This window comes from Pseudomonas sp. UW4 (assembly GCF_000316175.1).
GTDB classification, from domain to species: domain Bacteria; phylum Pseudomonadota; class Gammaproteobacteria; order Pseudomonadales; family Pseudomonadaceae; genus Aquipseudomonas; species Aquipseudomonas laurylsulfatiphila.
In genome coordinates this window covers 2,799,266-2,811,340 of record NC_019670.1, presented here as the reverse complement: position 1 = coordinate 2,811,340, position 12,075 = coordinate 2,799,266, and the positions used below count along the sequence as shown (strand labels likewise).

Sequence of the window (12,075 nt, the reverse complement as noted above, 5' to 3'; positions counted from 1 at the left end):
CTCCTCAAAGGACGTGACGCCATGACAACCCGATCGACCAAGATCACCACCGAAAACGATCCGCGCTGGGCCGCCGTGGTCGCGCGCGATCCCAAGGCTGACGGGCAGTTTGTCTATGCCGTGAAGACCACAGGCATCTACTGCAACCCCAGCAGCCTCGCACGCCTGCCCAAGCCACACAATGTCGAGTTCTTCGATAGCGCCGAACAGGCCCGGGCCGCGGGGTATCGTCCGAGCAAGCGCGCGGCAAAGGACCAGAGCGAACTCGCTGCGCAGCATGCCGCCACAGTGGCCGCTGCCTGCCGCCAGATTGAACGCGCCGAAACGCTGCCCACCCTGGGCGAATTGGCCGAAGCTGCGGGATTGAGCAGCTTCCATTTCCATCGCGTGTTCAAAGCCGTCACCGGCCTGACGCCCAAGGGCTACGCCGATGCCCATCGTTCGCGCAAGGTGCGCGAGCGTCTGGCAGACGGCGGCTCGGTGACCGATGCCCTGTATGACGCCGGCTTCAACTCCAACAGCCGGTTTTACGAAGCGGCCGACCAACTGCTCGGAATGAAACCCGGGGACTACCGCGCGGCCGGGCAAAACAACGACATTCGTTTTGCCGTCGGCCAGTGTTCGCTGGGGGCGATTCTGGTGGCGCAAAGTGAACGCGGGGTTTGCGCAATTTTGCTCGGTGATGATCCGCACCAACTGGTCTGTGATCTGCAAGACAAGTTCCGGCGAGCCAATTTGATAGGTGCCGATCATGAATTCGAGCAATTGATTGCCAGGGTCGTCGGCTTTATCGAGGCCCCGGCCATTGGCCTGGACCTGCCATTGGACGTGCGCGGCACCGCATTCCAGGAACGGGTCTGGCAAGCGCTGCGGGAGATTCCTGTCGGCAGCACGGCGAGCTACGCCGATGTCGCGCTACGCATCGGTTCGCCCAAAGCCGTTCGCGCCGTCGCTCAAGCCTGCGGCGCGAACAGCCTGGCCGTGGCGATCCCGTGCCATCGCGTGGTGCGCAGCGATGGCAATCTCTCGGGCTATCGCTGGGGTGTCGAGCGTAAACGCCAGTTGCTGGAGCGCGAATCGCGGTAATCAGCGATTCACATCCACCACCACGCGCCCGCGCAACTGCCCGGCAAGCAAGCGCGGTGCGGCCTCGATGGCTTCGCTCAAGCCAATTTCGTGACTGATCAACGGCAACAGGTTGAAGTCCAGGTCCTTGGCCAGGCGACTCCAGGCCTCCACGCGTTTGGCTTTGGGCTGGGTCACGCTGTTGATGCCGGCCAGGGTCACACCGCGCAGGATGAATGGCGCAACGGACGCCGGAAAGTCCATGCCCTGCGCCAAACCGCAGGCCGCGACCGTGCCATTGGCCTTGGTGCTGGCGCACGCATTGGCCAGGGTGTGGCTGCCGACCGAATCGATGACGGCCGCCCAGCGCTCCTTGGCCAAGGGTTTGCCCGGCTCGGACAAGGTGGCGCGATCGATGATTTCGCTGGCGCCCAGTTGCTTCAGGTAGTCGTGCTCCGACGTACGTCCGGTGGACGCGACCACCCGGTAGCCGAGCTTGCTCAGCAACGCGATGGCGAAACTGCCGACGCCACCGTTGGCGCCGGTCACCAGGATTTCACCCTGCCCCGGCGTCACCCCGTTATGCTCCAAAGCCAGGATGCACAGCATGGCCGTGTAGCCCGCCGTACCGATGGCCATCGCCTGGGCGGCGGTGAATGCCTTGGGCAGCGGGATCAGCCAGTCACCGTTCAGGCGAGCTTTCTGCGCCAGGCCGCCCCAATGCCCTTCCCCTACGCCCCAGCCATTGAGCAGGACATGGTCACCGACCTTGTAGTCCGGATGCCCGCTGACCTCGACCACACCGGCCAGATCGATGCCCGGCACCATCGGGAATTTGCGCACCACCGGACTGCTGCCGGTGATCGCCAGACCATCCTTGAAGTTCAGCGTGCTGTAGGCGACACGCACCGTGACATCGCCCTCGGGTAACTGATCGTCCTGGATCTCTTGCAGTGTGGCCCGGTAACCGCTGTCGTCTTTGTCGATCAAAATACCTTTGAACATTAAGGCCTCTCAATGGAATCAGTCGGGTTGTGGTGCATTTGAAATAACACATGGCAACGGATTGTCGTACCCGACTTTAAGCCAATCAACCGACCCGTCGGGCACCGAAGAAAGCCCGGTGAACTCAAATGACGACTGGCCTTGCGCCAATCGTTGCGTTACAAATCCTGTTCTACCGTCCCTGCCCTGCTTCAACGTCGGAGAATACAGCACATGAACCAATGGCCAGATACCCGCATTCTTGACCTGCTCGGGATCGAACTGCCGATCATTCAGGGGCCGATGGCCGGTGCCACAAACTCGTCCATGGTGATTGCGGCCTGCAATGCCGGCGGCCTCGGCTCGATGCCCGCGGCGATGCTCAGCATCGATCAACTGCGCGAAGAGCTGAAAACCATCCGCCAACACACCCGGCGCCCGATCAACGTCAATTTCTTCTGTCATCAGCCTCCAGCCCCTGATGAGCAACGCGCGCAGGACTGGAAAAACCTGCTGCAGCCCTACTACCAGGAACTCGGCGCCGATTTCGCTGCGCCAACCGCCGTGTCCAATCGGGCGCCGTTCGATGACGCGGCCTGCCAAGTGATCGAAGAATTTCGCCCCGAAGTGGTGAGCTTTCACTTTGGCCTGCCGGAAAAATCCCTGCTGGACCGGGTCAAAGCCACCGGTGCGAAAGTGTTGTCCTCGGCCACCACCATCGAAGAAGCCGTATGGCTGGAGCAGCATGGTTGCGATGCGATCATTGCCATGGGTTTTGAGGCCGGAGGCCATCGCGGGATGTTCCTCAGCGATGACCTGAGCAGCCAGGTGGGCACGTTCGCCCTGGTGCCACAAGTCGTCGATGCAGTGAAAGTGCCGGTGATTGCCGCTGGCGGTATCGCTGACGCACGGGGCGTCGCCGCCGCCTTCATGCTGGGCGCTTCGGCGGTACAGGTGGGCACCGCGTACCTGTTCACCCCGGAGGCCAAGGTCAGCCCGTCCCATCACAAAGCGTTGCGCACCGCCAAGGAAAGCGAGACGGCGGTTACCAACGTGTTCACCGGTCGCCCGGCCCGGGGCATTCTTAATCGGGTGATGCGCGAACTGGGACCCATGAGCGCCAAGGCTCCGGCCTTCCCTTTGGCCGGTGGCGCGTTGATGCCGTTGCGGGCCAAAGGTGAAGCGGACTTCAGCAACCTCTGGGCCGGCCAGGCATTTACTCTCGGCGTTGAATTGACCACCGAGGCGCTGACTCGAAAACTGGCTGAAGAAGGACTGGCGAGGCTGCTGGGTCGCCCCTGAACTTCACTTTCGTCAAAATTGTATACAGTTTTTTGGCAATACATTCCGTTAAAAGGCAATTCGCTATATATTTATGTACATAACGATTTACCCTTGCTGCAATTGCCTTTAACGGAGCCGTTTCATGACTATTTGCGTCTCACGTTTTGCCCCTGCGTGCCTCACGAGCCTGCTCGCCATATTTGCCTTCGGCTCAGCCCAGGCGGACGAAGTCCAGGTGGCTGTCGCTGCCAACTTCACCGCGCCCATCCAGGCCATTGCCGCTGATTTCGAAAAGGATACCGGGCATAAACTGGTCACCGCCTTTGGTGCCACCGGCCAGTTCTACACCCAGATCAAAAACGGCGCGCCGTTCGAAGTGTTCCTCTCGGCAGACGACAGCACCCCGAAAAAACTCGAGGCTGAAGGCGACACCGTCAAGGGTTCGCGCTTCACCTACGCAGTCGGCACCCTGGCGCTATGGTCGGCCAAGGAAGGCTACGTCGATGCCAAGGGCGATGTGCTGAGAAAGAACGAATACCAGCACCTGTCCATTGCCAATCCGAAGGCTGCGCCTTACGGCCTGGCGGCAACCCAGGTGCTGGCCAAAGAAGGTCTGACCGACAAGGTCAAGGACAAGATCGTTGAAGGCCAGAACATCACCCAGGCCTATCAGTTCGTCTCCACCGGCAACGCCGAGCTGGGTTTTGTCGCCCTGTCGCAGATCTACAAGGACGGCAAGATCACCAGCGGTTCGGCCTGGATCGTTCCGGCCAGCCTGCACGACCCGATCAAACAGGACGCCGTGATTCTCAACAAAGGCAAGGACAACCCGGCCGCCAAGGCATTGGTTGACTACCTCAAGGGGCCGAAAGCGGCAGCTGTCATCAAGTCCTACGGCTACGAAATCTAAAATGTCGCTATCGAGTGCCGATTTTTCCGCCATCTGGCTGACCCTGAAACTGGCGTCCCTGACGACCGTCATCCTGCTGATTGTCGGCACTCCGATTGCGTTATGGCTTTCGCGCACCCGCTCCTGGTTGCGCGGCCCGGTAGGGGCGATTGTCGCCCTGCCCCTGGTGCTGCCACCAACCGTGATCGGTTTTTATCTGTTGCTGGCGTTAGGCCCTCACGGGTTCATTGGCCAGTTCACCCAATCACTCGGCCTTGGCACCCTCACGTTCAGTTTTGCAGGCCTGGTCATCGGTTCGGTGTTGTATTCGATGCCCTTTGTCGTCCAGCCGCTGCAAAACGCTTTTTCCGCCATTGGCACGCGCCCCCTCGAAGTGGCCGCGACGCTGCGGGCCAATCCCTGGGATACCTTTTTCAGCGTGACGCTGCCATTGGCCCGCCCCGGTTTCATTACCGCCGCCATTCTCGGTTTCGCCCACACCGTCGGCGAGTTCGGCGTAGTGCTGATGATCGGTGGCAATATTCCCGAGAAGACCCGCGTGGTCTCGGTGCAGATCTACGATCACGTCGAAGCCATGGAATACGCCCAGGCCCATTGGCTGGCCGGGGCGATGCTGGTGTTCTCGTTTGTCGTCTTGCTGGCGCTGTATTCCAGCCGAAAAACCAAAGCGGGCTGGAGCTGACCGATGATTTATATGCGCCTGAAACTGGATTACCCGGGCTTCGCCCTGGACGTCGACCTGCAACTGCCGGGCCGTGGCGTCACAGCACTTTACGGTCATTCCGGTTCGGGCAAGACCACTTGCCTGCGCTGCATCGCCGGCCTGGAACGAGCCGATCAGGGTTTTATCCAGGTCAATGATGAAGTCTGGCAAGACAGCGCAAACAAGGTTTTCGTCGCGCCGTACAAACGCGCGCTGGGCTACGTGTTCCAGGAAGCCAGCCTGTTTCCTCATCTGTCGGTGCTGGCCAACCTGGAGTTTGGCCTCAAGCGCATCCCGAAGCCGCAGCGTCGGGTCGACATGGCCCACGCCAGCGAGTTGCTGGGCATCAGCCATTTGCTGGATCGACGCCCGCAACACCTTTCGGGCGGCGAACGACAGCGCGTCGGTATCGCCCGCGCCTTGCTCACCAGCCCGAAACTGTTGTTGATGGACGAGCCACTGGCCGCACTGGATGCCCAACGCAAAAGTGAAATCCTGCCCTACTTGCAACGCCTGCACGACGAACTCGACATTCCGGTGCTGTACGTCAGCCACTCCCAGGATGAGGTCGCGCGGCTGGCCGACCATATCGTGTTGCTCAGCAACGGCAAGGCACTGGCCAGCGGCCCGATCGGCCAGACCCTGGCGCGCCTCGACTTGCCTCTGGCCATGGGGGACGACGCCGGCGTGGTGATCGAAGGCCGCGTCAGCGCCTATGACGCCGACTATCAATTGCTGAGCCTGCAATTGCCCGGCACCAGCCTCAACATTCGAGTACCGCATACGCCCATGGATGCAGGCCAGGCACTGCGCTGCAAGGTCCAGGCGCGGGATGTCAGCCTGAACCTGCACAGTGCCGGGCAAAGCAGCATTCTCAATCGCCTGCCGGTCACCGTGGTCAGTGAAATGAACGCCGACAACGCCGCCCATGTGCTGATTCGCCTGGATGCGGCCGGAACGCCGCTGCTGGCGCGGATCACGCGTTATTCCCGTGATCACCTGAACATCCACCCTGGCCAGCAACTCTGGGCACTCATCAAAGCGGTCGCGGTGCTGGCGTAAATCCGCCGGCACGACTGCAGCGGGGCGCGGTCCATGGCTGTAACGCCCCGTGATTCCTCGCCCTGGACGCCTGTCATGCCCGACGCACTGCCACCTGACCTGCATTATGTCGATGACACTCAGCCGGGCATCACCCGCAGGAAACTGCGCGGAAGATTCGCCTATTTCAACCCGGCGGGCCAGCGCATCACCGACCCGGAGGCGATCAAACGCCTCAACGCACTCGCGGTGCCACCCGCCTATACCCAGGTGTGGATCTGCGCCGATCCATGCGGGCACCTGCAGGCCACCGGGCGGGATGCCCGGGGTCGCAAACAATACCGTTATCATCCGCGCTGGCGGGAGGTGCGCGACGCCGACAAATACTTGCGCCTGCGTGAGTTCGGGCTGGCCTTGCCGAAACTGCGTCAGCGACTGGAAGCCGAATTGGCCGCACCGGGATTCAGTCGCGACAAAGTCATGGCCACGGTCATCACCCTGCTGGACACGACGTTGATCCGTATCGGCAACAGCCAATATGCCCGGGACAACCGCTCCTACGGCCTGACGACCTTGCGCAGCCGCCATGTGGAGATCAACGGCAGTGCCATCCTGTTCCAGTTCCGCGGTAAAAGTGGCGTCGAGCACCAGATCACCGTGAAAGACCGAAGACTGGCGCGGATCATCAAACGCTGCCAGGACATTCCCGGGCAGAACCTGTTTCAGTATCTGGATGAAAACGGAGACCGGCACACCGTCAGTTCATCCGACATCAACAGCTATTTGCAAACCCTCACCGGCGCCGATTTCACCGCCAAGGATTACCGCACCTGGGCCGGCAGCGTCCTGGCTCTGGCGATGTTGCGCAAACTGCAGTGGGAGCCTGAAACAGACGCCAGGCGGCACCTGGTGGAAATGGTCAAGAATGTTGCCAGGCAGCTCGGCAATACCCCGGCGGTGTGCCGCAAATGCTATATCCACCCCGCGGTGCTGGACGGTTTCCTTCTCGGTGACCTGGCGCAACTGCCAAGAACCAGGGCGCGCAAGGGGCTATCGGCCGAGGAGGTCGGGCTGGCGAACTTCCTTGAGAGAATTCCCGCCGCGCCTGAACCGACGAGTTGACCTGCCTATTTTTTGCACGATCACCAATGACTTCTATAGTTGAACTGAACACGAATCCGCTGCGGAGACGCCATGGAAGACATTTTCGTCGTGAAGCGTTGCAACAAGATCATCATTCATGGCCGTCGTGAGGGTGAAAATGACCATCTGCCTCCGGATGCCGCAGTCTGGTATCGCATCGCCGATACCCGCACCCAAGGTTTTATCGGAGATGGCTACGACACTGAAGAAGACGCTCTGCGTGTTTGCCGGCAGTTGAACGCCAAATCACAAGTGACAGCCCGACAAAGTTGAGGGGCCTGTCACCATTTTTTAACGGGTCTATACTGAAATGGCTGAAGGAACAGCGACCCCAACGGCAGAAAGCTCGCTCCCGGCGGGCTTTTTGCTGCCACACCAGGTTTCTTGAACGGAGGTGTCTCCCATGTCCGAAAAAGAGTCCATCACCACCCTGCTCACCTTGCTGGACTCCCGTCAGGCGCGCCTGGCTGCAGCCTGCAAGGAAATCGCCGACTGGGTCGATCATCAAGGCGGACACCCCACCGCCCTCAGAATTCGTGATCGCCTGAACGACATCGAGAAGGACACGCCGCTGATCCGGCACACACTGTCTTCTCTCCAGCCTGTCGACCGGCCTCTGCCTCGGTTCAGATGATCCGCCACGGATTCGAGGTACGAGGACAGGCCCGATTCGGGCAGCATGACCGGTGGCACTGACGCCTCCGGATAGCTGGCTGCCTGCCGAGTTTTCACCCTCTCTTGCAACCCGACCTCGTGCCGGGATTTTTTGTTGCGCAAAACCAATCGAACGTCACCGCTCTTGTGGGGTCAACCGATCACATGTCACCAAGGAGACGTTCCAATGGTCACTCATTTCAAAGTCAGCGGGCACCTGGCCTGCGGTCACCACGGCAACAACCTGGTATCGACCCGCGAACTCAATCGGGTGAAATGCAGAAGCTGCCGAAACACCGACGCCTACAAAGAAGCCCGCAAGACCGAACGCAACGCTGCCCGCCGCGCAGCACGCAAAGCCAAAGCCGTGCACACCGCCGATAACTGGCGTTCAGCCTGGACCGAACGACTGACCGCGATGGCCGGCCTGCAACGACTGCCACGGGGATTTGCCGGCCAACCTTTCGTCTAAGTAATTGAAACAGCTACCAGGCTTTTACTGCGATCAGATGTCCCTGCACGCTGGCTCCATGACCTCGCGCAGGGACATGCGCTTGAATGCCTCGACCAGCGCGCGCCCTTCCTCTGGCGTACAAGTGACAGCCAGCCGCATGGTCGCCTCGCCCAAGTGCCAGATCAAAAGCAACTGCCAATAGGCGGCCTGCAACCCCTGGGCATCCTCGACAGCCTGCAATGCCTGTTCAATGCAACGACGGCTCTCAGCGTTGTAGCGTTCGGCAAGCGTTCGGATGACGGAACTCGACGGCCGGCCCGCGATTTCAGCGACTACGTGCAGCCCACGGCGGCTGCGGGCATCTGGGGAAATGGGCGTACGATGTAATGCATTGGCGAGAACAGGGTTCGTCGGCTAGGGTCTCTTGCGTACCGAACTGCGGCGCCTTAATTGGCAGGAGCCTGATCAAGGAGAAAACGCATGTCACTCAATCGTAGTGCCGAACAAACCTACCGCCAGTGGTCCACCCCGATCCTGCTGGAACTCAAGGAGCGAGAGCATCAATTGACCCCGTCAGACCGCCAGGCGTTGGAAAACGTGTTGCAGGAAAGAAGGCTGATCAACACCGGCAACCCGACCGGCAACGATCGTCGCAAGACCGGCCCGGCTTCCTGAAAAAAATCCGGCAACCACCATCAAGACAGAAATGATGGCGCAGAAACCGCAAGGGCTTGCATCGGCTTTCGCTGGCAAGCCCTTGATCCCGCATAACGCCCGCTAGCGGAGTCTTTGCCGCGCTAGAACCACCCACTGCGATCATCTTCCAGCGCCTGGCGACACTGCTTGAGTTGGGCGTTGTAAATCTCTGATTGCTTTTGCACTTTCCTGGCAACCTGCATCAGCCACGGCTTACTGCGATAGGAATTGCGGCTAAAGCCCCCACGCCCCTCGTGATAAGCCAGGTACTGATTGTAAGTGTCCCATTTGGAGATTCCGAGCTGACGTTGCGTGCCAGTGGTGTACCAGCCGATAAACATGATCGCGTCGTCGAAACTGTCACGTGAACCGCCGTTGCCAGTACTGTCCTTGTACTCACCCCACACCGGGTCCTGAGCCTGCGCATAACCATAGGCCGAACTGACTCGCCCCCAGGGAATCACCCAGAGCAGGTAGTCACGCGGCGGCAATGCGTCCGCCACGTAGCTGCTTTCCTGCTTCATGATGGCCATGGCCACATGCAGAGGCGTCCCATACTCACTCTGCATTTCCAGCGAGTCCTCGTACCAGTCTGGATATTCACGGTAAATACTGCAGAGATTGTCTTGATCCTTGGGTGGAGTCGTTGTGCAACCTGTCAAAAACATGAACAACAAAGCCAACAGCAAAATATTTCGTTGTGTCATTCATCACGCTCAAAAATAAGGTTCTTCGCACAATCCCGGGTAACTACTGTAGGAGCCAGCCTACTGGCGATGAACTCAAGTGCCCCGCGTTCATCCAGTTCACACGCGTTATCGTTAACGACCATCGCTGGCAAGCCAGCTCCCACAAGGGACCGTGCCCACGCTGAAACTGTAGGAGCCAGCCTGCTGGCGATGGACTCCAGTGCGCCGCGTTCATCCAGCTCCCCCGCGTTATCGTTAACGACCATCGCTGGCAAGCCAGCTCCCACAAGGGACCGTGCCCACGCTGAAACTGTAGGAGCCAGCCTGCTGGCGATGGACTCAAGCGCGCCGCGTTTATCCAGTTCACACGCGTTTTCGTTAACGACCATCGCTGGCAAGCCAGCTCCCACAAGGGGCCGTGCCCACGCTGAAACTGTAGAAGCCAGCCTGCTGGCGATGAACTCAAGCGCGCCGCGTTTATCCAGTTCACACGCGTTTTCGTTAACGACCATCGCTGGCAAGCCAGCTCCTGCAAGGTGCCTGAGTCAGGCAGGTGCAGGCAAAAACGTCAGAAGACCTCCAGCTTGATCACGTCACCCTTATCGAACGGGTTCTTTGTAAATCCCTGTTGCACGACGAGACCAGAGAGGGACTCCGGGTTTCGATTCAGAGCATCTTCTCCAGACCGACCTTGTCGCTGAGCCAGGCTTTGAAGCTGCGCCATTTGCCGCCGGGTTCCTTGCGCAAGGTATGTTGGCGGCCGTCGTCCTCGGTGAACCAGACGACTTCGCCGTTTTCCAGTCGGGCCTGGTAACTCATGGCCGGCGCCATGCCCTCAAGCGCCGCCTGGCGCACGTAGCCGGCCAGTTCGGGACTGTCGACCAGGACCCCGACTTCAGTGTTCCAGAACACTGAACGCGGGTCGAAATTGAACGAACCGATGAACACCTTCTGCTTGTCCAGGATCATGGCCTTGGTGTGCAGGCTGGAGTCCGAGCCACCACTGAATCCAAACGAAGAGCTGCGGCCGGGATCGTCCGGCTGACGCCGCAGCTCAAAGAGTTTCACGCCATGTTCGAGCAGCGTCTTGCGATACGGTGCATAGCCGCCATGCACCGCCGGCACATCGGTGGCTTCCAGTGAGTTGGTCAGCAGGCGCACATCAACGCCGGCATCGGCACGACCCAGTAGATAGTCCATGCCCGACTTTTGCGGGACGAAGTAGGCCGACATCATGATCAGCTCGTTGCTGACGCCATCGAGTTCAGGCCGCAGTTGTGTGGCCATCAATAACGCGCGTGCCGGTTCGCCGTCAGCCAGGACCTTGCTCGGAGCGTCCCACATCGCCGTGCTATGGGCCCAGATCAGCTGCTTGCGCCAAGTCTCGAGTTGCGGTCGAGTCTGGTAGGTCATGAGATGGTTGTACAAAGCCCTGTGCTCGGTACGTGAGGACTGGAGCGATTGCTCCAGACGTTGGCGGCTCTCGAGCAAGTCCTGTGCTGTCGGCTTGTTGATCTGGAAGTCACTGATCGACTGGCTCAAGGCGCTGTTCCAGTACTGATCGAAGCTGTGCCCCAACTGCTCGGCGACCGGGCCGATGCAAAGCAGGTCCATATCGGTGAAGTTGAGATCGGGCTTGGCGTCGAAATATTCATCCCCCAGGTTGCGTCCGCCGACGATGGCTGCGCTGTTGTCAGCCAGCCACAGTTTGTTGTGCATGCGTCGGTGCTGCTGGGAAAGATCAAGCAAGCGACCCATGGTTCGAGTCACCACGGTGCTGCGACCCAGATGCAAAGGGTTGAAGACGCGGATATGGATGTTCGGGTGCACCGCCAGGGTAGCGATGACTTCTTCCTGGCCGTCGGTGGCCGTGTCATCGAGCAGCATACGTATCCGTACGCCGCGATCGGCAGCCAGCAGCATTTCATTAACCAGTGCCCGGGTGCTGAGACCGTTATGCACGATGTAATACTGCAGATCGACGGATTTCTGCGCATTGCGGATCAACTCGGCGCGCGCCCGGAATGCTTCACTGCTGTTGGGCAGCAAGCGAAAACCCGAACGCCCCTCATGCGCGGCGGCCTGAGCCTGGATCGAACGCCCGAAAGCCGATTCGCTGGCAGGGATCGCCTCGCTGAAGTCATGGGGCAAGCGCGTGGTGGCGCAGCCGACTAGCAGCATCGCGAACAACATGGCGCAGAGGAACCGGGACATGGGCTGGCCCTCAACATCGACGGGTGTAGATAGGGACCCGGCATCCAGCCAGTACCGGCTGCCGAGAACATGCAGCCCTCGATAATCCGCACGACTTTTTCCAGTAAAGCCCGTTTCAGGCAACGTGTCGAAATTTACCGGTTCCCTGCAGAGATGCAGCCGGGCAGTAGAGAATTGCGAAAAAGATTTTTTGATGGCGGAAAAAACTAAGGGCCTGCATGAGGTATCTCACGCAAGC

At 60.0% G+C, this 12,075-nt stretch carries 13 protein-coding genes and 1 pseudogene; 10 read left to right on the top strand and 4 right to left on the bottom strand.

Annotated features, from left to right (window positions below; translation table 11 throughout):
• The first annotated feature begins 21 nt into the window (after positions 1–21).
• Complete coding sequence (gene ada, locus PPUTUW4_RS12235) at positions 22–1,086, top strand: bifunctional DNA-binding transcriptional regulator/O6-methylguanine-DNA methyltransferase Ada (protein ID WP_015094926.1); 1,065 nt, start codon at positions 22–24, stop codon at positions 1,084–1,086.
• Here the strand turns inward: ada and PPUTUW4_RS12230 are convergent, their stop codons facing one another.
• Complete coding sequence (locus PPUTUW4_RS12230) at positions 1,087–2,070, bottom strand: MDR family oxidoreductase (RefSeq protein ID WP_015094925.1); 984 nt, start codon at positions 2,068–2,070, stop codon at positions 1,087–1,089.
• A 213-nt stretch (positions 2,071–2,283) separates the two neighbouring features.
• Between PPUTUW4_RS12230 and PPUTUW4_RS12225 the strand changes: the two genes are divergently transcribed.
• From PPUTUW4_RS12225 to PPUTUW4_RS12190, 8 genes are all read left to right on the top strand, one after another.
• Positions 2,284–3,351 (top strand): nitronate monooxygenase family protein, encoded by a 1,068-nt coding sequence (locus tag PPUTUW4_RS12225; RefSeq protein ID WP_015094924.1) that lies wholly within the window; start codon positions 2,284–2,286, stop codon positions 3,349–3,351.
• A gap of 124 nt (positions 3,352–3,475) precedes the next feature.
• Complete coding sequence (modA, locus tag PPUTUW4_RS12220) at positions 3,476–4,243, top strand: molybdate ABC transporter substrate-binding protein (RefSeq protein WP_015094923.1); 768 nt, start codon at positions 3,476–3,478, stop codon at positions 4,241–4,243.
• Between the two features lies 1 nt (position 4,244).
• Entirely contained in the window at positions 4,245–4,925 is a 681-nt protein-coding gene (gene modB / locus PPUTUW4_RS12215) for a molybdate ABC transporter permease subunit (protein WP_015094922.1), read from the top strand.
• 3 nt (positions 4,926–4,928) lie between these two features.
• Positions 4,929–6,008, top strand: coding sequence for a molybdenum ABC transporter ATP-binding protein (modC, locus tag PPUTUW4_RS12210; RefSeq protein ID WP_015094921.1), 1,080 nt, complete (start codon positions 4,929–4,931; stop codon positions 6,006–6,008).
• 75 nt (positions 6,009–6,083) lie between these two features.
• A complete protein-coding gene (locus PPUTUW4_RS12205) occupies positions 6,084–7,109 on the top strand; it encodes a DNA topoisomerase IB (RefSeq protein ID WP_015094920.1) in 1,026 nt (341 codons plus the stop codon).
• Between the two features lie 72 nt (positions 7,110–7,181).
• Positions 7,182–7,403: a hypothetical protein gene (locus PPUTUW4_RS12200; protein WP_015094919.1), complete on the top strand. Its 222-nt coding sequence runs from the start codon at positions 7,182–7,184 to the stop codon at positions 7,401–7,403.
• Positions 7,404–7,533: 130 nt separating this feature from the next.
• Complete coding sequence (locus tag PPUTUW4_RS12195; protein ID WP_007975977.1) at positions 7,534–7,764, top strand: hypothetical protein; 231 nt, start codon at positions 7,534–7,536, stop codon at positions 7,762–7,764.
• Positions 7,765–7,971: 207 nt separating this feature from the next.
• Positions 7,972–8,256: a hypothetical protein gene (locus tag PPUTUW4_RS12190; RefSeq protein ID WP_041474854.1), complete on the top strand. Its 285-nt coding sequence runs from the start codon at positions 7,972–7,974 to the stop codon at positions 8,254–8,256.
• A gap of 33 nt (positions 8,257–8,289) precedes the next feature.
• On the opposite strand, the pseudogene PPUTUW4_RS12185 reads toward PPUTUW4_RS12190, so the two are convergent.
• Positions 8,290–8,544 (bottom strand): annotated as a pseudogene (locus PPUTUW4_RS12185) (TetR/AcrR family transcriptional regulator); the annotation flags it as partial.
• 174 nt (positions 8,545–8,718) lie between these two features.
• On the opposite strand from PPUTUW4_RS12185, the gene PPUTUW4_RS12180 reads away from it, so the two are divergent.
• Positions 8,719–8,913 carry a hypothetical protein gene (locus PPUTUW4_RS12180; protein ID WP_015094917.1) on the top strand — a complete coding sequence of 65 codons (195 nt, stop codon included), beginning with the start codon at positions 8,719–8,721 and terminating at the stop codon, positions 8,911–8,913.
• A gap of 122 nt (positions 8,914–9,035) precedes the next feature.
• Here the strand turns inward: PPUTUW4_RS12180 and PPUTUW4_RS12175 are convergent, their stop codons facing one another.
• Together PPUTUW4_RS12175 and PPUTUW4_RS12165 are read right to left on the bottom strand one after the other, a co-directional pair.
• The gene (locus tag PPUTUW4_RS12175; RefSeq protein ID WP_015094916.1) at positions 9,036–9,641 is read right to left on the bottom strand and encodes a hypothetical protein; all 606 of its coding nucleotides are present in this window, start codon (positions 9,639–9,641) and stop codon (positions 9,036–9,038) included.
• 648 nt (positions 9,642–10,289) lie between these two features.
• Positions 10,290–11,837, bottom strand: a complete 1,548-nt coding sequence (locus tag PPUTUW4_RS12165) for a phospholipase D family protein (protein WP_015094914.1) — start codon at positions 11,835–11,837, stop codon at positions 10,290–10,292.
• Between the last annotated feature and the right edge of the window lie 238 nt (positions 11,838–12,075).